This window comes from Paenirhodobacter sp., assembly GCF_047600745.1.
In the GTDB taxonomy this organism is placed as follows: domain Bacteria; phylum Pseudomonadota; class Alphaproteobacteria; order Rhodobacterales; family Rhodobacteraceae; genus Rhodobacter.
Genome location: NZ_JASGKI010000002.1, coordinates 378,729 through 398,968 on the forward strand (window position 1 = coordinate 378,729; position 20,240 = coordinate 398,968).

The window sequence follows — 20,240 nt, forward strand, 5'->3', positions numbered from 1 at the left end:
CAGACCATGCTCGACCAGCCAGAACGCGAGTCGATGGAGTATGACGTGGTGATCGTTGGCGGCGGGCCTGCGGGTCTGTCGGCGGCGATCCGGCTGAAACAGGTGAACCCCGAGCTGACGGTCGTGCTCTTGGAGAAGGGGTCCGAGATCGGCGCGCATATCCTCTCGGGCGCGGTCCTGGACACCTCGGGCCTCGACCGGCTGATCCCGGACTGGAAGGACAGGGGCGCGCCCGTCACCACCGAAGTCACTCAGGACAATTTCTATATCCTCGGCGAACAGGGCCAGATACGGATCCCGAACTGGCCGATGCCGCCGCTGATGTCGAACCACGGCAAGTATATCGTCAGCATGGGCAACGTCTGCCGCTGGCTGGCCGAACAGGCGGAGGCGCTGGAGGTGGAAATCTTCCCCGGCATGGCCTGCTCGCAGCTGGTCTACGAGGGCAGTCGCGTGGCGGGTGTCGTCGTCGGCGAGATGGGGCTCAATGCCGACGGCACCCCCGGCCCGGCCTACGAGCCCGGCATGGAGCTGCGCGGCAAATATGTGCTGATCGCCGAGGGTGTGAGGGGCTCTCTGGCCAAGGAACTGATCGGCAAATACGACCTCTCCAAAGGCCACGAGCCGCAGAAATTCGGCCTCGGCATGAAGGAAATCTGGGAGATTCCGGCCGAAAAGGCTCGTCCCGGCACGGTAACGCATACCATGGGCTGGCCCCTGGGCAGGAACGCCGGCGGCGGCAGCTTCATCTATCATCTTGAGGGAAACCAGGTGCTTGTCGGCTTCGTCGTGCACCTGAACTATACCAACCCCTACCTTTATCCCTACATGGAGTTCCAGCGCTTCAAGCACCATCCGCTGGTCGCGGAACTGCTGGAAGGCGGCAAGCGCGTGGCCTACGGCGCCCGCGCCATCTCCGAGGGTGGCTGGCAGTCGATCCCGAAGCTGACGGTGCCGGGGGCGGCGCTTCTGGGTTGCTCGGCCGGGCTGGTGAACGTGCCGCGCATCAAGGGCAACCACAACGCCATGCTGTCCGGCATCGCCGCGGCCGAGGCGGCGGCTGCGGCCATCGCCGCCGGGCGCGCGGGCGACGAGCTGACCGATTACGAGGCCGAGGTGCGCACCGGGGCCATCGCCCGCGACCTGAAGCCGGTGCGCAACGTCAAGCCGGTCTGGTCGAAGCTGGGGCTGTGGCCCTCGCTGGCGCTTGGCGGTTTCGACATGTGGGTGGCGAACCTGACCGGCTGGAACCCGCTGGGCACCTGGAAGCACGGCAAGACAGATGCGCAGGCCACCGGCAAGGCCGCCGATTTCCAGCCCATCGACTACCCGCGCCCGGACGGGAAACTGTCCTTCGACCGGCTGACCAACGTGGCGTTCAGCTTCACCAACCACGAGGAAAGCCAGCCCTGCCACCTGAAGCTGCGCGATCCCTCGGCGCCGATCACGGTGAACCTGCCGCTCTACGCCGAGCCCGCGCAGCGCTACTGCCCGGCCGGGGTCTATGAGGTGTTGGAGGGCGAGGGTGGCCCGCGCTTCCAGATCAACTTCCAGAACTGCGTACATTGCAAGACCTGCGACATCAAGGATCCCAGCCAGAACATCAACTGGACAACACCCCAAGGCGCAGACGGGCCGAATTACCCGAATATGTGACAAGGGAAACTTGTCGATCGTCAACCCTTCTTGGCGGTCTGCTCGCCGAGGATCGGGAATAATCCTGCCAGTTTCTTGAGGCAAATCCTTGCCCGACAGCAGGAGGCAGGCATGCAGGACTGTAAGCGCAACTTGATCGGCGGCGAATGGGTTTCGCCGCAGACCTTCAGTGAGAACCGCAATCCGGCCAACCCGGACGAGGTGATCGGCCTCTATGCCCGTGCCGAAGCCGATGACGTGGCCCGCGCCGTCGAGGCGGCGAAGATCGCCCAGCCGGGATGGGCTGCCGCCTCGCCGCAGCTACGATCGGATGTGCTGCGCCGGGCGGGCGACATGCTGCTGGCCCGCAACGATGAGATGGGTCGGCTGCTGGCGCGGGAGGAAGGCAAGACGCTGGCCGAGGCCACAGGGGAGGCCCTGCGCGCCGCGCAGCTGTTCCATTTCTTCTCGGGCGAGGCGGTGCGCAATCCCGGCGAGAAGCTGACCTCGATCCGCGATGGGGTCGAGGTCGACGTGATGCGCGAGCCTCTGGGCGTGGTCGGCCTGATCACCCCTTGGAACTTTCCGATCGCCATTCCTGTCTGGAAGACCGCCCCGGCGCTGGCGGCGGGGAATGCGGTCGTGCTGAAACCAGCCGACCTGACGCCGGGCTGCGCGCATCTGCTGGCCGAGATTCTTGTCGAGGCGGGGTGTCCGAAAGGCGTATTCAACCTGGTGATGGGCAGCGGCTCGGTCATCGGCAAGGCGCTGGTCGAACATCCCGATATCGCTGCGATTTCCTTCACCGGGTCCGAGCGGGTCGGGCGCGGCATCGCCATGGGCTGCGCCCAGGGTCTGAAGAAGGTCCAGCTCGAAATGGGCGGCAAGAACCCGATGGTGGTGCTGGCCGATGCCGATCTGGATCTGGCCGTGAATGCCTGCCTCAACGGTGCCTTTTTCTCGACCGGGCAGCGCTGCACGGCGTCCTCGCGGCTGATCGTCGAGGATCGGATCCATGACGCCTTCGTTGACCGGATGCGGCAGGCGATGGCCGGGCTGCGGATCGGTGACCCGCTGGACGAGGCCGTGCAGATCGGGCCGGTGGTGTCCGAGGGCCAGCTTGCGGGTAACCTCGACTATGTGCGGCTGGCGGCCGACGAGGGCTGCGAGGTCGTCGGCGGCGAGCGGTTGAACCGGGCCGGATATTTCCAGAACCCGGCGCTGTTCGTCGGCGCCACGAACCGGATGCGTTCGTCGCGCGAGGAGATCTTCGGCCCCTGCGCCTCGGTCATCCGGGTCGCGGATTTCGACGAGGCGCTGGCGGTGGCGAATGACACGTCGTTCGGGCTGTCCTCGGGGATCTGCACCGCGTCGCTGAAACACGCGACGGCGTTCCGGCGCAAATCAAAAGCGGGTATGGTCATGGTCAACCTTCCGACCGCTGGCGTCGATTACCATGTGCCCTTCGGCGGGCGCGGCGCGTCCAGTCTGGGCGGGCGCGAGCAGGGCCGGATCGCGATGGATTTCTATACCGCGGTCAAGACCGCCTATGTCTTCGCGGGGTAGGAGATGAGCTTGCAGCAGGACCTGAAGACGATCCTTGGCCCTTCGGGCTGGATCGAGGGCGCGGATGCCGCGTCGTGGCAGCGTGACTGGCTGGATCGCTACGGCGAGGTGCCGCTAGGGGTTGCCCGTCCCGCCTCGACCGCCGAGGTTGCCGCAGTGGTCCGGGCCTGCCATGCCGCCGGCGTGCCGGTCGTGCCGCAGGGCGGCAATACCGGGCTGTGCGGTGGCGCGGTTCTGGGACAGGCCGGGGGTGTCATCCTGTCGCTGGCGCGGATGGCGGCGATCGCGCCGCCCGATGTCGCCAGCGCCTCGGTCGAGGTCGAGGCGGGAGCGGTGCTGGCCGCGCTGCATGGCGCGCTGGAAGGGTCGGGCATGATGTTCCCGCTGCATCTGGGCGCGGAAGGCTCGGCCCAGATCGGCGGTCTGATCGGCACCAATGCGGGCGGCAGCCACGCATTCCGCTATGGTATGATGGCCGATCTGGTTCTAGGGCTAGAGGTCGTCTTGGCCGACGGCACTATCTGGAACGGGCTGCGCGCGGTGCAGAAGGACAATGCCGGTTACCAGTTGCGCCGCCTGTTCGTGGGCTCGGAAGGGACGCTTGGGATCGTGACCCGCGCGGTGCTGAAACTGTCTCCGGCGCCGCGTCAGCGGGCCACGGCCTTTCTCGCCTTGCCTGACGAGGCGGCAGCGGTGCGCTTCGGGACGCGGCTGCGGGCCGAGGCGGGCGAGTTCCTGACCGGGCTGGAATTTTTCTCGGAACTCGGTCTGGCGCTGGCGCTGAAGCATGTCCATGGCCTGGCCTATCCGCTGGAGACGCGGGGCGGCTGCTATCTGCTGGTGGAGGTCGCGAGCGGCTCGGACAAGGTGCCTTTGGACGATATTCTGGGCGCCGTTCTGGAATGGGGCATGGAGGAGGGGCTTGTCCTCGACGGTGCGCTGGCCGCGTCCGAAGCGCAGCGTGCGGCTTTCTGGCGCCTGCGCGAGGAACAGCCCGAGGGTCAGCGGCTGGAGGGGGCGCAACTGAAGCACGACATCGCGGTGCCGCCGGGCCGGATCGCCGAATTCGTGGCGCGGGGGGATGCGCTGTGCCGGGCGCTGGTGCCCGATGTGCGGATCAATCCCTTCGGGCATCTGGCGGATGGCAACATCCACTACAACCTGACCGCCCCCGAAGGCCGGATGGATTTCGCGGGGCGGGAGCGGGAGATCGGCCTGCAACTCGCGCAGCTCGCCACCGATATGGGCGGCAGCTTCGCGGCGGAGCACGGGCTGGGCCGGGCAAAAATCGCGCTGGCCGATGCGATGCGGTCCGAGGTCGAACGCAGGCTGATGCGCGCCGTGAAGGCCGCGCTGGACCCCGGGGGCACGATGAACCCGGGCGCGGTAATCGACAATTAAATCTTGTCGATGGGCCACAATTCTTGATTTTGTCCACCGCTTCGGAGGGGCAGGATCGTTTCAGACAGTCAATTCATTTATGCCCGCTGGCCGCGCTCAGAGCCGGGGGCAGGAAGGATACGGGAATGCGGAACGGAGGTCAGCTTCTGGTCGAAAGCCTGGTCGCTCTTGGTGCGACCAAGGGTTTCGGCGTTCCGGGAGAAAGCTATCTGGCGGTGCTGGATGCGCTGCACGATACGCAAGGCAAGCTTGATTTCATCCTGTGCCGCAACGAGGGCGGGGCCGCCTTCATGGCCGCCGCCTGGGGCAAGCTGATGGGCCAGCCGGGTCTGTGCTTCGTGACGCGGGGCCCGGGCGTCACCAATGCCTCGATCGGCGTGCATACGGCGATGCAGGACTCGGCGCCGATGATCCTGTTCGTGGGTCAGGTCGGCACGGATATGAAAGGTCGCGAGGCGTTCCAGGAAATCGACTATCGCGCCGTCTTCGGCACCATGGCGAAATGGGCGGTCGAGATCGACGATGTGGAGCGCATCCCGGAAATCCTCGCCCGCGCCTGGACCACGGCCACCACGGGCCGCCCCGGCCCGGTGGTGATCGCGCTGCCCGAGGACATGCTGACCAGCCTGACCGATGCCGCGCCGCTGACCGGCTTCGCCCGCGTGGCCGAGCCGGCGCCTGCGGCGGATACCGTCGCAGAGGCGCTGGCGATGCTGGAAGGCGCCGCGCGTCCGCTGGTGCTGATGGGCGGCTGTAACTGGACCGAGGCCGGGCAGGCGGCGTTGCAGGACTTCGCCGAAGCCAGCGACATCCCCGTCGTCGCGGCCTTCCGCTATCAGGATCAGTTCGACAATTTCTCGCCGGTCTATGCCGGTGAGGCGGGCGTGGGCATGCCCGCGCATGTCAAGGCGCTGATCCGCGAGGCGGATGTGATCCTGGCGATCAATATCCGTTTCGGCGAGATGACGACGGACGGCTATACGCTGCTGACCGTGCCGGTTCCGTCGCAGAAGCTGATCCATGTCCATGCTTCGGACCGCGAGATCGGCAAGATCTATCAGCCGACGCTCGGCATTCAGGCGGGGCCGAACGCCTTCGCCGCCGCGCTCCGCCCGGTCAAGGGCAACTGGGCCGAATGGCGCGCGAATGGCCGCAAGGCTTATGAGGACGGGTTCGAGGCGCCCGTCCAGCCCTCCCCTGTGGATATGGTGCTGGCCACCGCGCATCTGCGCGAGGTGCTGCCCGAAGATGCGATCCTGACCAATGGCGCGGGCAACTTCACCGTCTGGCCGAACAAGTTCTACAAGTTCGGCCCCAAGGCGCGGCTGCTGGCGCCGCAATCCGGGGCGATGGGCTACGGCGTTCCGGCGGCGGTGGCGGCCAAGGTGGCCTTTCCCGACCGCACCGTGGTCTGCTTTGCGGGCGATGGCGATTTCCAGATGAATTGCCAGGAGCTTGGCGCCGCCATGCAGGCCGGTGCGCAGCCGATCATCCTGGTGCTGAACAACGGTATCTACGGCACCATCCGCGCGCATCAGGAGCGCAACTACCCGGCCCGCGTTTCGGGGACGGAGCTGCAAAACCCCGATTTCGTCATGCTGGCGCAGTCCTACGGCTATCACGCCGAGCGTGTCGAGACGACCGAGGATTTCCCGGCGGCCTTCGCCCGCGCCCGCGCCTCGCGCACCGGCGCGCTGCTGGAACTGAACATTTCGCCCGAGGCGCTGACCCCGCGCCAGACCCTCTCCCAGATGCGCGAAGCCGCGCTGAAAGCAAAGGAAAGCGCATGAGTATCCGCCTTGGTGCCGATATCGGCGGCACGTTCACCGACATCGCGCTGGATTGCCGCGGCACGATGTTCTCGACCAAGGTACTGACCAATTACAGCGCGCCGGAACAGGCCATCCTCGACGGGATCGTCGTCGTCATGCGGGATGCGGGGATCACGCCCGCGGAGCTCGACATCGTGATCCACGGCACCACGCTGGCGACCAATGCGCTGATCGAGCGGCGCGGGGTCCGCACGGCGCTGGTCACCACCGAGGGATTCCGCGACGTGATCGAGATGCGGACAGAAAACCGCTTCGAGCAATATGATCTGAACCTGAAACTGCCCACGCCACTGATCCCGCGCGAGGACCGTTTCACCGTCAAGGGCCGGATTGGCGCGCAGGGGCAGGAACTGGCGCCGCTGGACGAGGCCGCGCTGGAACAGATCGCCGACCGGATCGCCGCCGGGGGCTTCGGCGCCGTCGCCATCGGCTTCATCCATTCCTACATGAACCCCGCACATGAGCGCCGCGCCCGCGAAATCATCGCGGCCAAGGTGAAGGTGCCGATTTCGATTTCCGCCGAGGTCTCGCCGCAGATGCGCGAGTTCGAGCGGTTCAACACCGTCTGCGCCAATGCCTATGTGCGGCCGCAGATGGCGGATTACCTGGCCCGGTTGCAGATCCGGCTGAAGGAGATGGGCGCGCAATGTCCCGTCTTCATGATCCATTCCGGCGGCGGTCTGATCTCGGTCGAGACGGCGGCGGAGTTTCCGGTGCGGCTGGTCGAATCCGGCCCGGCGGGGGGCGCGATCTTTGCCGCCGATGTGGCGCAGCGTTTCGGGCTCGACACGGTGGTCAGCTATGACATGGGCGGCACCACCGCCAAGATATGCCTGATCGAGGATTTCCAGCCCAAGACCGCCCGCACCTTCGAGGTCGCCCGCACCTATCGCTTCTGCAAGGGCTCGGGGATGCCGATCTCGATCCCGGTGATCGAGATGATCGAGATCGGGGCGGGGGGCGGATCCATTGCCTGGGTCGATGCCATGGGGCGGATCCAGACCGGTCCGGAATCGGCGGCCTCGGAACCCGGTCCGGCCTGCTATCAGCGCGGCGGTGAGCGCCCGGCGATCACCGATGCCGATCTGGTTCTGGGCAAGCTCGACCCCGACAATTTCGCCGGCGGCGCGATCAGGCTGTCGGTGGCGAATGCCGAAGGCGCCATCGTCCGCGACGTGGGCGACCGGCTGAACCTGCCCGCCGAGGCGGCGGCCTTCGGCATCGTCGAGGTGGTCGACGAGAATATGGCCAATGCCGCCCGCGTCCATGCGGTCGAGAACGGCAAGAACATCTCCGACAATATCATGATCGCTTTCGGCGGTGCCGCGCCGCTGCACGCCGCGCGGCTGTGCGAGAAGCTGGGCGTGGACGAATGTCTGATCCCGCCGGGCGCGGGCGTGGGCTCGGCCATCGGTTTCCTGAAGGCGCCCTTCGGCTATGAGGCGCTGGCCTCGAAGATCGTGCGGCTGTCGCAATTCGATCCGGCGCAGGTCAACGCCCTGCTGGCCGATCTGAAGGCCACCGCCGAGGGCTTCGTCCGTGCCGGAACCGATGGCGCCATCCAGCGCGAGATCACCGCCTTCATGCGCTATGTCGGCCAGGGCTGGGAAATCCCGGTCACGCTGCCCGACCGCGATTTTACCGCCGGGGATGTCGAAAGCCTGCGCGACAGTTTCCGCGAGAATTACGCCCGTTTCTTCGGCCGCGCCATCGACGGGCTGGACGGGCTGGAAATCGAGATCGTCACCTTCTCGGTCAAGGCGCAGGACGAACGCCCCGCGCCCGAGCGGCTGGAGATTACCCGCGGCGACAAGGCGCATGAGGCGTCGGTGACCCGCGCCGTCTTCGATCCCGCCGAGGGCAAACCCCTGACCACCGCCATCGTCGAGCGCCAGAGCCTGACCCCCGGCGCCCGCGTCAGCGGCCCGGCGGTGATCGTCGAGCGCGAGACCTCGACCGTCGTCACCTCGCCCTTTGACGTGGTGATGCAGGCCGACGGCACCCTTCTTCTGACCCGCAAGGAGACCGGAAAATGACTGACGCAACGCAGGAAATCCGCATGCAGGTCATGTGGAACCGGCTGATCTCGGTGGTCGAGGAACAGGCGATGACGCTCTTGCGCACGGCCTTCTCCACCTCGGTGCGCGAGGCGGGCGACCTGTCGGCGGGGGTCTATGACCCGCAGGGCCGGATGCTGGCGCAGGCGGTGACCGGCACGCCGGGCCATGTCAACACCATGGCGGAATCGGTGCTGCATTTCATGGCGGCGATCCCGCGCGATCAGATGTATCCCGGCGACACCTATGTCACCAACGACCCTTGGCTGGGCACCGGGCATCTGCACGACATCACCATGGTCACGCCCTCGTTCAAGGGCGACGAGTTGGTCGGCTTCTTTGCCTGCACGGCGCATGTGGTCGATGTGGGCGGGCGCGGCTTCGGGGCGGACGGCAAGTCGGTCTATGAGGAAGGCATCCAGATCCCGATCATGAAATTCGCCGAGCGCGGCGCGGTGAATCAGGATCTGATCCGCATCCTGCGCAGCAACGTGCGCGAGCCGAACCAGGTCGTGGGCGATTTCTTCTCGCTGGCGGCGTGCAACGATGTCGGCCACCGTCGCCTGATCGCGATGATGGAGGAAATCGGGCTGGAAAGCCTCGACATGCTGGGCGAGTTCATCTTCACCCGCACCCGCGCGGCGACGCTGGACCGTATCCGCGCGCTGCCGAAGGGAAGCTGGTCGAACGAGATGTTGACCGATGGCTATGACGAGCCGGTCAGGCTGGCCGCCTGTGTCACCTTTGGCGATGATAACGTGCATGTCGATTTCACCGGCACCGATGGGGCCAGCCGCTGGGGCATCAACGTGCCGCTGATCTATACCAAGGCTTACGCCTGCTATGCGCTGAAATGCGTGGTGGCGCCGGATATCCCGAACAACTGGGCCTCGCTCGAACTGTTCACCGTGTCCTCGCCGCCCAATATCCTGAACGCACAGCGTCCGGCGCCGGTCAGCCTGCGGCATGTGAACGGGCATATGGTGCCTGATCTGGTGCTGGGGGCGGTCGCCAAGGCGATGCCGGGGCAGATTCTGGCCGAGGGTGCGGCGGCCTTGTGGAACATCCATATCTCCGCCCGGCCGGTGGCGGGGCAGGAGGGACGCCACGCGGAAATCCTGATGTTCAACTCGGGCGGCATGGGGGCGCGGCCCTCGCTGGACGGGCTGTCGGCGACGGCCTTCCCCTCGGGCGTGCATACGATGCCGATCGAGGCGACCGAGCACACCGGCCCGATCATCGTCTGGCGCAAGGAACTGCGCCCGGACAGTGGCGGTGATGGCGAATATCGCGGCGGGCTGGGCCAGATCATCGAGATCGAACCCGCGCCGGGGCATGAATTCGACTTCTCGGCGATGTTCGACCGGGTGGGCCATGCGGCGAGGGGCCGCGACGGCGGGCAGGACGGCGCGCAGGGCCGGGTCGAACTGGACGATGGCACGCGGCTGAAACCCAAGGGCTGGCAGCATGTGCCGAGCGGGCGCAAGCTGATCCTGCACCTGCCGGGCGGCGGTGGCTTCGGCGATCCGGCCCGGCGCAGCACTGATGCGCGGGCCGAGGATGCCCACAAGGGTTATGTGACGGAGACGGGCAAATGAGCTATGTGGCAAGCCGCCTGGGGGCGGTGAAACCTTCGGCCTCGATGGCGGCGTCGCAGGCGGCCAAGGCGCTGCGGGCGACCGGCGTCGATGTGATCGACCTTGGTCTGGGCGAGCCGGATTTTCCGACGCCCGCCCATGTCGCGGAGGCCGCGCACAGGGCGGCCTTGGCGGGCGAGACGCTGTATACCGCCGCCGGGGGCACGCCGGCGCTGCGGCAGGCCGTAGCCGAGAAGTTCCGGCGCGAGAACGGCCTCGACTACGGTCCCGAAGACATCGTGGTCGCGAACGGCGCCAAGCAGATCATCTTCAACGCGCTGATGGCGACGTTGAACGATGGCGACGAGGCGATCCTGCCTGCGCCCTATTTCGTCAGCTATCCCGAGATGGTGAAGCTGCTGGGTGGCACCCCGGTCATCGCGGAGTGCCCGGCGGAAACCGGGTTCCGCCTGACGCCCGAGGTGCTGGAGGCCGCGATCACGCCGCGCACGAAATGGCTGTTCCTGAACATGCCGGGCAATCCCTCGGGCGCGGTCTATTCGCGCGACGAACTGCGCGCGCTTGGCGATGTGCTGGTACGGCACCCGCAGGTGCTGGTGCTGTCGGATGAAATCTATGAACATATCATCTTCGACGGGCGGGAATTCGTCAGCTGGGGCAAGGCTTGCCCGGAACTGAAGGACCGCAGCCTGATCGTGAACGGCGTCGCGAAAGCCTATGCCATGACCGGCTGGCGCGTCGGTTACGCCGCCGGTCCCGCGCCGCTGATCAAGGCGATGAACACGGTGCAGAGCCAGAGCGTGACCTCGGTCGCCGCGCCCATGCAGGCCGCCGCGCTGGCGGCGCTCACCGGCCCGCAGGATTGCATCGGCGAATTCCGCGCGGCGTTCCAGCGTCGCCGCGACCTGGTGGTGGCGGGGATCGCGAAGATCGACGGGCTGACGCTTCCGGCCCCCGAGGGCGCCTTCTATGCCTATATCGGCTGTGCGGGCCTGATCGGTCGTCGCACGCCCAAGGGCGAGGTGCTGGCCGATGACGTGGCCGTGTCGAACTACCTGCTCGCCGAGGGGCATGTCAGCTCGGTGCCGGGCACGGCCTATGGCCTGTCGCCCTTCTTCCGGATCTCGACCGCGACGAGCGACGAGATATTGACCGAGGCCATTGCCCGGATCGCCCGCGCCGTGGCCGCGCTTCAACCTGCCGAGGTATCCGCATGACCAGCCCCCGTTTCGACACCATCCTGATCACAGGCGCCGCCGGCCGCCTGGGGACCGAACTGCGCCGGGGCCTTGCGCCGCTGGCGCGCCGGCTGCGGCTGGCGGATGTCGCCGAGATCAAGGATCTGAAACCCAACGAAGAGGCCGCGATCTTTGATCTGGCCGACGAGGCGGCGGTGCTGAAGGCGGTCGAAGGCGTCGATGCCATCGTCCATTTCGGCGGAGCGCCGCTGGAGCGCCCCTGGGAGGAGATCCTGAACTCCAATATCCGCGGCAGCTATCACATCTATGAGGCGGCGCGGAAACATGGGGTCAAGCGGGTGATCTATGCCTCGTCGGTGCATGCCATCGGCTATCACAAGCTGGAAGACCATATCGACGCCAATGCCCGCCAGCGACCGGACAGCCTTTACGGGCTGTCGAAATGCTTCGTCGAGAATCTGGGCCAGCTCTACTGGGACAAGTTCGGCATCGAGAGCGTCGCCTTGCGCATCTTCTCGTCCTTCCCGGAGCCGGCGGACCGGCGGATGCTGTGGTCCTGGCTGTCCTTCGACGATTGCGTGCGGCTGGTCACGGCCAGCCTGACCGCGCCGCGCGTCGGCTTTACGGTGTCCTTCGGCATGTCCGACAATGCGGTGAAGCCGGTGGACAACCGCTTGGCCGGACACTTGGGCTATCGCCCGCAGGACAATACCGAGGGCTTCCGGGCCGGCATGGAGGCCAAGACCGATCCCGCAGACCCGCATGCCCCCGCCGTGCAATGCCTTGGCGGCTGGTTCGTGGATCTGGGCCATCCTGACGACGAGGCATCGAAATGAAGGACAGCTATGACGTGGTGATCGTGGGGGGCGCGGTAATCGGCTCCTCCGTCGCCTATTTCCTGACTGCGAACCCGGATTTCAAGGGCTCTGTGCTGGTGGTCGAGCGCGACCCCACCTATCTGAAAGCCGCGACCTCGCTGTCGTCATCGTCGATCCGGGTGCAGTTCTCGAACCCGATCAACGTCAAGATCAGCCAGTTCGGCAGCGCGTTCATCCGCGGCTTCGCCGAGACGATGCAGGTGGCGGGCGAACCGAAGCCGGACCTCAACTTTCATCCCGGCGGCTATCTGTTCCTGGCCAATACCGAGGAACAGGCCCAGACCCTGCGCGAAAACCATGAGGTCCAGCGGGCCTGTGGCGCCGATGTGGTGCTGTGGGGGCAGGAAGAACTGGCCCGCGCCTTTCCGCATCTGAATGTCGATGACATCGTGCTGGCCTCTTACGGGCAATCGGGCGAGGGTTGGTTCAACAACACCGGATTGATGTATGGGTTCAAGGCCAAGGCCCGCGAACAAGGCGCGGAATATGTCACCGATGAGGTGGTGGCGATCGGTCGCGAGGGCAATCGCGTCGCCACGGTCACGCTGAAATCCGGCGCGGTGATCAAGGCGGGGACGGTGGTGAACGCCTCGGGGCCGCGCGCGGCGCTGACGGCGCGGATGGCGGGCCTTGATGTGCCGGTCGAGCCGCGAAAGCGCACCCTGTTCGTCTTTGACTGCGCAAAGACCCCCGAGGGTACGGCCCAGGTCAACGAAGGCCGCCTGCCGCTGATGATCGACCCCTCGGGCGTGTTCTGCCGCCCCGAGGGACGGTTCTTCCTGACCGGCTGCCCGCCGGTCGAGGATCCGGCGGCGGACTGGGACGATTTTGAGCCGCGTTACGAAGAGTTCGAGGAAATCATCTGGCCCGCGCTGGCGGAACGCTCGCCCGGTTTCGAGGCGATCAAGGTGGTGAACCAATGGGCGGGCCACTATGATTTCAACACCCTGGACCACAACCTGATCGTCGGGCCGCACCCGGAAGTGACGAATTTCGTTTACGCCAACGGCTATTCCGGGCATGGCTTGCAGCAGGGGCCTGCGGCCGGTCGCGGCGTGTCTGAGCTGATCACCTATGGCGGCTTCCGCACACTCGATCTGTCCGAAGTCGGCTATGAGCGTATCGTCGAAAACCGGCCCTTCTTGGAAAAGGCGGTCATCTGATCGCCGGGCGGAGGCGAGGAAGCCATGCGTTTGACACGCCGGATCGACCACGGGGGGCGGCGATGAACGACCGCCCCTTCCGGCTGCCGCCGCTCAATGCGCTGCGCGTCTTTCATACCGTCGTGCGGCACCGCAGTTTTCGGGCCGCAGCCGACGAATTGCTGGTGACGCCTCAGGCCGTCAGCCAGCAGATCAAGCTGCTGGAGGAAACCCTGGCGCTTGAGCTGTTCGAGCGCAAGGGCCGCGTCATCGAGCCGAACGAGCAGGCGATCTTGCTGGCGCATTACATCCAGTCCGCCTTCGAGGAGATGGAGGAGGGCGTGCGCCGCGTCACCAAGGTCGGGCGGCGGACCCGGATCAACGTGAACGCCAGCCCTTACTTTGCCACGCGCTATCTGCTCGACCGGCTTGCCAGGTTCCGGGAAACCATGCCTGACGCCGACCTGCGCCTGACGACGATGGTCGACCTGCCGGATTTCGTGGCGGACGATGTGGATGTCGCCATCCAATGGGGCTACGGCACCTGGAAGCCTTATGAGGCTACCTTGCTGCTCTACGACTACAAGGAAATTTGCTGCACGCCTGAAATTGCCCGCAGGATCGCCATCCCCGACGACCTGAAGGATCTGGCGCTGCTGCATCCTGTTCTTTCGGACAGGCTCTGGCCGGATGTGCTGGCCCATCTGGGGGTGAGGGCCGAGGTTTCGCAGGCTGCCATCCGCTTTCAGGATGCCGCGACGATGCGGCGGGCGACGGTGGCGGGGCTGGGCGTCGGGCTGATTTCGACCATTGATGCGGAAGAAGATCTGAAACTGGGCAAGCTCGTCGCCCCTTTCGGCCGCGGGATCATGCGGGGCATGCCTGCCGGGCATGTGCCTGGCTTCTATCTGGTTCTGCCCAAGGCGCATCGCCGGGTCAGCGCTATCGCGGCATTCTGCAAATGGATCGCGGAAGAAGACTGGGCCCAGTCCTAGTTGATCCGCGACGGTGCGATGCACCGGATTTCGCGCAAGGCGAGAGGCAAGAAAAACTTGTCGATCCTGCGCTTTTCTTGATTTGGTTGCGCCCCCCGATGCTGCACGCTCCTGCGTGAAAGGATACGCGCATGACACAAGCTTTGGTAACAGGCGCCACGAGCGGTATCGGACGGGCAATCGCATTGTCCCTGAGGGATGCCGGTCACGAGGTGATCGCTGTCGGGCGGCAGCCTGATGCGTTGGCGGAACTGGAGGCGCAGGGCATCAGGGGCCTGCGTCTGGATCTGGCTGATCCGAATGCTTCTCGGTTCGCTCGCGGAATTGGAGCCGGACATTCTCGTCAACAACGCGGGCATGATGCCAGCGATGGTGAACTTCTGCGATCTGCCCGAGGAGGAGATGCAAAGGGCCATCGCGGTGAACCTGACTGCTGTGCTGCAACTGACCCGGATCGTCGCGCCGGGTATGCGTCGGCGGGGCAGGGGTCATATCTTCTTTACCGGCTCGACAGCGGGACATGCACCGTTCCCGAATCTGGCCGTCTACTGCGCCACCAAGGCGGCCATCGGCGGTTTTGCCCAGGCCTTGCGGCTGGACATGGCGCCGCATGGTGTGCGCGTGACCGAGATCGTCGCAGGCCGTGTCGAAAGCGGCCTCTACAAGGATCTGCTGTCGGAGGATGCACGGGCCGCGATGTATGCCGGGCATTCCGCAGTTCAGCCGCAGGACGTGGCCGCCATGTTGCTTTCGGTCTGGAAGCTGCCGCAGGCCGTCGATGTGGCGCGTTTCGACATTCTTCCCACCCATCAGGCGACCGTTACCGGTTCGCAGCAGAAAAAGTAAGGATAGGCGCAGATGCAGGGACTTCTGTCGTAATCGTGGGCGGCGGTGCTGGATTGGGCGCGCTCATCGGCCGCATGGCAGTGGCAAACGGGGCTTCGGCCTTGGGGATCATCGACCTCAACCCCGAAGCAGCCGAGGCGGCACTGGCCCCCGCGCGCGAGGCCGGTATTCCTGCCGCTTTTGCGGCCTGCGACATCCGCACGGCCGATGCGGCCCATGCCGCGCTGGAAAAGGTCGCCGACGAATTGGGCCGGATCGACACGCTGGTGAACTCGGCCGCCATCTATCCCAGAAAGCCGATCCTCGAAATCACGGATGCCGATTGGGACGCCTCGAATGCCATCAACGTCAAGGGCAGTTATCACATGATGGTCGCGGCGATCCGCAGGATGCGGCAGCAGTCCCTGAACGGCCTTGTGCGTGGGCGGATCGTCAATATCACCTCGGTCGACGCCTTTAAGGCGCATCCGCAGAATGCCCATTACGCCGCCACCAAGGCCGCCGTCGTCAGCCTGACGAAAAGCATGGCGCATGAAGTTGCTCCTGACGGAATTCTGGTCAACTCGGTCGCGCCGGCCGGAATGGCCACGCAAAAGGCCCGCGAGCTAGGATTCCTTGCCGAACTGGCGAAGGCCAGCCCCCTGGGCAGAGGTGGCGAACCGGAAGAGATGGCGGAATGGGTGCTGATGGCCGGTGGCCCGAAGAACACCTATATGACCGGAGAAAATATAATAGTGTCAGGTGGTTATATTTACGCCTGACACTGTTTCCCTATCCGCGATGCCGGACTGGAAAAACCCGACGCGAAACGCAGGCTGCGGCGGGATCAAGACCGAATGCCTGTAATCAATGCCAACACGGGAGTGGGCTATGAACTGTTTTCTGAAAACCGGCATTGCCGCCGGTATCCTGATCCTTTCCGCTGCCGGAGCCTTCGCAGGCAACGGCGACACGCTGAAGACGGTGAAGCAACGCGGCGAATTGCTGTGTCCGGGACATAACGGCTCGTATCTGGGCTTCGCCGAAACCGACGATCGCGGCAACTGGAAAGGGATCGACATCGAACTGTGCCGCGCCATTGGCACCGCCATCCTTGGCGATCCGTCCAAAGTCCGCATCATCCCGCTGTCCTGGGAACAGCGCTGGCCGTCGCTGCAATCGGGCGATGTCGACATCATGATCAAGGCCTCGGGTGGCACGCTGAGCCGCGACACCGACCTGAACATGCAATTCTCGAACTCTTACTATCTCGGCACGACCCGCGTCCTGGCCCATAAAGAGCTGGGGTTGGAAAGCCTCAAGGATGCCGAGGGCGGCACGATCTGCGTCATGGCGGGCACCTCGCAGGAAAAGCAGCTGACCTCATATCTCCAGCAGATCGGCATCGAGATGGAGGTTGTCGCGATCGAACGCACGTCCGAGCTGGAGGGAGCCTATTTCTCGGGCCGTTGCGACACCTACATCCAGTGGGGGCCGGTTCTGGCGGTGTCCCGGGCGTCATCGAACGATCCCGAGGCGCATGTCATGCTGCCTGATATCATCGCATTGGAGCCGTCGGTGATGTTGATGCGTCAAGGTGACGACAACTGGGTCGATATTGCGAACTGGACGCTGAGCGCGCTGCTCTTTGCCGAACAGGAGGGCATCACGTCGGAAAACGTCGATGAGATGAAGGCGAATCCGCCTACGGTCGAAGTTGGCAAATTCCTTGGCGCGACGCCGGGCATGGGCGCGGGCCTGGGGCTGTCGGATGACTGGGCCTATGGCGTGATCAAGAATGTCGGCAACTATTCCGAAATCTTCGAACGCAGCCTGGGTCAGAAATCTCCCTACAAGATGGACCGCGAACTGACCGCGCTGTGGAAGGATGGCGGCGTGCTGTTCCCCTACATCATCGACTGATGGGAGCGGGCAGTCCCGTAAATCGGGCAGAGCGATCCCTATCCCGATCGCTCTGCCATGCAGTTTCACAGCGACATGTTGGAGGCGCTCTGCATGACAACGATTCCTTTCTGGCGCCGCAAGAAAATCCGCCGGCAGCTGCTTCAGGGCGCCTTTCTTGCGGCCATCGCCGCGATCCTGATCATCGGCGGGGTGACTGCGCAGAGGAACCTTTCCGCACAGGGGATCTCGTCGGGTTTCGGCTTCCTGTGGCGTGCGACCGGATGGGAGATGGGGACTTCGCTGCTGCCGACGTCGCCCGGTGATCCCTATTGGTGGTTCATCTTCAACGGCATCCTGAACACGTTGCTGATGGGCTTCGTCGGGCTGTTCTGTGCTACCTTGCTTGGCCTGGTCATTGGCCTTGCGCGCAGTTCTAAAAATGCGCCGGCACGCCTGCTTGGCACGATCTATACCGAAATTTTCCGAAACATCCCGCTGATCGTGCAACTGTTCTTCTGGTATGCGGTGGTCACGCAACTGCCCAGCCCGCGCAATGCCATCCAGATCGGCCATATCATGTTGACCGGTCGTGGCCTGCACTTTCCCGGTTTGAGCGTGACCGTGCTGTCGGCCGTGGTTGCGATTGTGATCATGATCGCCGCGCTGTTCGTCATCTTGTGGATAGTGGTCGCCCGGCGTTTTGGCAGGGTCGAGGCCGCGCGGCGCCGCCTGCTGTGCCTGGGCGTTCTTATGGCCGGTATCTTTGGCGCGGCGGTCGCGCTATACTGGGGGCGTATCCCCGGCACACCGCTGATCAGCCTGCCCGAGTTGCGCGGCCTTAACATTCGCGGCGGTTTCCAGCTGCGGCCGGAAATCTATGCGCTCGCCTTTGCCATCACCGTCTATGGGGCGGCCTATATAGGTGAGATCGTCCGCGGGGGCTTCAAATCCGTTGGCCGCGGCCAGGTCGAGGCCGCGCAGGCGCTTGGCCTGTCGCCCTGGCGGGTGTTCAGCCGGGTGCGGATGCCGCTGGCGATCCGCGCCATGCTGCCGATCCTGATCAACCAATATGTCTGGCTGATCAAGGCCACGACGCTGGGGATCGCGGTCGGCTTTTCGGACTTCTTCATGGTCATCGCCGGTTCGATCACCCATTCGGGCCAGACGCTGGAACTGATCGGCATCCTGATGGCGGGCTTCCTGATCATCAACTTCTCGCTTGCCGCTGTACTGAATCGCGTCAACCGCGCCATCGCCCTGAAGGGCAAGCAGATCGGAGTAGCACAATGACCGATCTTCCGATCCATGCCCCCGACCCCTCGCAACGCCTCTGGCGCCGGTTGCGAAGCGAATATTTTGCCTCGCCATTGGGTTCGATCCTTACGCTGGTCTGCGTCGCTATCCTGGGCCTGCTGATATGGTGGGTGCTGGACTGGGCACTGTTCCGCGCTACTTTCGGCGTCGACGCCCGCGCTGCGGAGTGTCGCGCGAATGGTGGCGCCTGCTGGGCGGTTATCGCCAATCGCTGGCGGCTGATCATGTTCGGCATCTATCCCTATGGCGAGCAATGGCGGTCTGCGCTGGCCTGCGTGATCGTCATCGCGACCGTCGCTCTTAGCTGCCTGCCGCGTATGTGGGCCATCGGACGGCTCGCTGCGATCTGGCTGTTTGCCGCTCTGGCCTTCTATATCCTGATGAAGGGCGGAACTTTCGGCCTGTCGCGGGTCAGCGAGGAGCAATGGGGCGGGCTTGCCCTGACCTTGTTCCTGTTCGTTTCGACTGTCGTGATCGGGATGCCGCTGGCGGTGATGCTGGCCCTGATGCGCCGCTCCGAGATGCCGGTCATCGCCAAGGTCACCGGGCTTCTCATCGACGCTGTGCGTTCGTTGCCGCTCTTGTCGATCCTGTTCACTTTCGCCGTGGTGCTGCCTTTCGTGTTGCCCGCCATGCTGACGGGTGAAAAACTTTACCGCGTCATCGTGGGGCTTGCGATCTTCTTCGCCGCCTATCAGGCCGAGATCATCCGCGGTGGGTTGCAGGGCACCGCTTCCGGACAAGAGGAGGCCGCCAAGGCGCTTGGCATTCCCTATCGTTACCGGATCAGCCGGATTGTCCTGCCCCAGGCCTTTCGTCTGGCGTTGCCCGCCACCATCAACCAGGTCGTGATTACTTTCATGGAAACCTCGCTGGTGGTGGTGGTCGGCTTCGTCGAACTGCTCGCTGCGGGCAACGCCGCCTATAACACCGGCGAATGGAAGTTCGCCTATGTCGAGGTGTATGTCTTCATCTCGGCGATCTATTTCACCTTTGTTTTCGGCCTGTCCCGCTATGGCGCCTATCTCGAACGGCGCATGAATGTCGGCCGCCGATAGGAGCCTGCCAGATGAGCAATCACCAAGCCCCCGCCATCGAGATTACCGGCCTGAACAAGTTCTATGGTACTTTTCACGCTCTGCGGGATGTCAATCTGACCGTATCCAGAGGTGAAAAGGTGGTCGTCTGTGGGCCGTCCGGTTCGGGCAAGTCGACCATGATCCGCTGCATCAACCAGCTCGAAGAACATGATGCCGGCACAATTCGGGTTTTCGGCACAGCACTGGACGACAGCGTGGGAAGCATCGACGAGATCCGCCGCGAGGTCGGCATGGTGTTCCAGCATTTCAATCTGTTTCCGCACATGACGGTCATGGAGAACTGCACGCTTGCTCCCATGCTGGTGCGCAAGACCCCTCGCGCCGAGGCCGAGGCGACGGCGATGCGCTTTCTGGAAAAGGTCCGCATTCCCGATCAGGCCGACAAGTTCCCGGGCCAGCTGTCAGGCGGCCAGCAACAGCGCGTCGCCATTGCCCGCGCCCTGTGCATGAAGCCCGAGATCCTTCTGTTCGACGAACCTACCTCTGCGCTTGACCCCGAGATGATCGCCGAGGTGCTGGACGTCATGACAAGCCTGGCGACCGAAGGCATGACAATGATTTGCGTCACGCATGAGATGGGATTTGCTCGCAAGGTCGCCGATCGCGTGATCTTCATGGATCGCGGCGAAATCGTGGAGGAAGCTGCGCCCGATGCGTTCTTTTCAAACCCTCGAAACGAACGGACCAAGCGCTTCTTGTCGCAGGTGCTTGGTCATTGAGAGCGCAACCGCAGTATAGTTGAACATAAAATCAGAAAGCCAACGGAAGAATGATATGTTGAGCAAACTGGCGC

Annotated in this window: 15 protein-coding genes and 2 pseudogenes; all 17 read left to right on the plus strand. The window is 64.6% G+C overall.

Translation table 11 applies throughout. The annotated features are described in order from the left end of the window. Positions 1–6 precede the first annotated feature (6 nt). Positions 7–1,656, plus strand: a complete 1,650-nt coding sequence (locus QM789_RS06235) for an electron transfer flavoprotein-ubiquinone oxidoreductase (RefSeq protein ID WP_420351096.1) — start codon at positions 7–9, stop codon at positions 1,654–1,656. A gap of 111 nt (positions 1,657–1,767) precedes the next feature. Next, positions 1,768–3,201 (plus strand): aldehyde dehydrogenase family protein, encoded by a 1,434-nt coding sequence (locus tag QM789_RS06240; protein WP_420351097.1) that lies wholly within the window; start codon positions 1,768–1,770, stop codon positions 3,199–3,201. A gap of 9 nt (positions 3,202–3,210) precedes the next feature. Beyond that, complete coding sequence (locus QM789_RS06245; RefSeq protein ID WP_420351098.1) at positions 3,211–4,602, plus strand: FAD-binding oxidoreductase; 1,392 nt, start codon at positions 3,211–3,213, stop codon at positions 4,600–4,602. Positions 4,603–4,727: 125 nt separating this feature from the next. Next, entirely contained in the window at positions 4,728–6,392 is a 1,665-nt protein-coding gene (locus QM789_RS06250; protein WP_420351099.1) for a thiamine pyrophosphate-dependent enzyme, read from the plus strand. Continuing rightward, positions 6,389–8,470, plus strand: coding sequence for a hydantoinase/oxoprolinase family protein (locus QM789_RS06255; RefSeq protein ID WP_420351100.1), 2,082 nt, complete (start codon positions 6,389–6,391; stop codon positions 8,468–8,470). Before QM789_RS06250 ends, QM789_RS06255 begins: the two co-directional genes overlap by 4 nt. After that, the gene (locus QM789_RS06260) at positions 8,467–10,089 is read left to right on the plus strand and encodes a hydantoinase B/oxoprolinase family protein (RefSeq protein ID WP_420351101.1); all 1,623 of its coding nucleotides are present in this window, start codon (positions 8,467–8,469) and stop codon (positions 10,087–10,089) included. The genes QM789_RS06255 and QM789_RS06260 overlap by 4 nt, the downstream gene beginning before the upstream one ends. Continuing rightward, on the plus strand, positions 10,086–11,306 hold the full coding sequence (locus tag QM789_RS06265; protein ID WP_420351102.1) for a pyridoxal phosphate-dependent aminotransferase: 1,221 nt from the start codon (positions 10,086–10,088) through the stop codon (positions 11,304–11,306). The genes QM789_RS06260 and QM789_RS06265 overlap by 4 nt, the downstream gene beginning before the upstream one ends. Then, positions 11,303–12,124, plus strand: coding sequence for an NAD-dependent epimerase/dehydratase family protein (locus QM789_RS06270; protein ID WP_420351103.1), 822 nt, complete (start codon positions 11,303–11,305; stop codon positions 12,122–12,124). The genes QM789_RS06265 and QM789_RS06270 overlap by 4 nt, the downstream gene beginning before the upstream one ends. Continuing rightward, entirely contained in the window at positions 12,121–13,329 is a 1,209-nt protein-coding gene (locus QM789_RS06275) for an NAD(P)/FAD-dependent oxidoreductase (RefSeq protein ID WP_420351104.1), read from the plus strand. The genes QM789_RS06270 and QM789_RS06275 overlap by 4 nt, the downstream gene beginning before the upstream one ends. 62 nt (positions 13,330–13,391) lie before the next feature. Then, positions 13,392–14,303, plus strand: coding sequence for a LysR substrate-binding domain-containing protein (locus tag QM789_RS06280; RefSeq protein WP_420351105.1), 912 nt, complete (start codon positions 13,392–13,394; stop codon positions 14,301–14,303). 131 nt (positions 14,304–14,434) lie between these two features. Continuing rightward, positions 14,435–14,587 (plus strand): annotated as a pseudogene (locus tag QM789_RS06285) (SDR family NAD(P)-dependent oxidoreductase); the annotation flags it as partial. A 16-nt stretch (positions 14,588–14,603) separates the two neighbouring features. Further along, positions 14,604–15,149: an SDR family oxidoreductase gene (locus QM789_RS06290; RefSeq protein ID WP_420351106.1), complete on the plus strand. Its 546-nt coding sequence runs from the start codon at positions 14,604–14,606 to the stop codon at positions 15,147–15,149. Positions 15,150–15,184: 35 nt separating this feature from the next. Beyond that, positions 15,185–15,910 (plus strand): annotated as a pseudogene (locus QM789_RS06295) (SDR family NAD(P)-dependent oxidoreductase); the annotation flags it as partial. A gap of 109 nt (positions 15,911–16,019) precedes the next feature. Further along, positions 16,020–17,051: an amino acid ABC transporter substrate-binding protein gene (locus QM789_RS06300; protein WP_420351107.1), complete on the plus strand. Its 1,032-nt coding sequence runs from the start codon at positions 16,020–16,022 to the stop codon at positions 17,049–17,051. Positions 17,052–17,144: 93 nt separating this feature from the next. Next, entirely contained in the window at positions 17,145–18,323 is a 1,179-nt protein-coding gene (locus QM789_RS06305; RefSeq protein WP_420351108.1) for an ABC transporter permease subunit, read from the plus strand. Further along, on the plus strand, positions 18,320–19,405 hold the full coding sequence (locus QM789_RS06310) for an amino acid ABC transporter permease (RefSeq protein WP_420351109.1): 1,086 nt from the start codon (positions 18,320–18,322) through the stop codon (positions 19,403–19,405). Before QM789_RS06305 ends, QM789_RS06310 begins: the two co-directional genes overlap by 4 nt. Positions 19,406–19,416: 11 nt before the next feature. Beyond that, positions 19,417–20,166 carry an amino acid ABC transporter ATP-binding protein gene (locus QM789_RS06315; RefSeq protein WP_420351110.1) on the plus strand — a complete coding sequence of 250 codons (750 nt, stop codon included), beginning with the start codon at positions 19,417–19,419 and terminating at the stop codon, positions 20,164–20,166. Positions 20,167–20,240 lie beyond the last annotated feature (74 nt).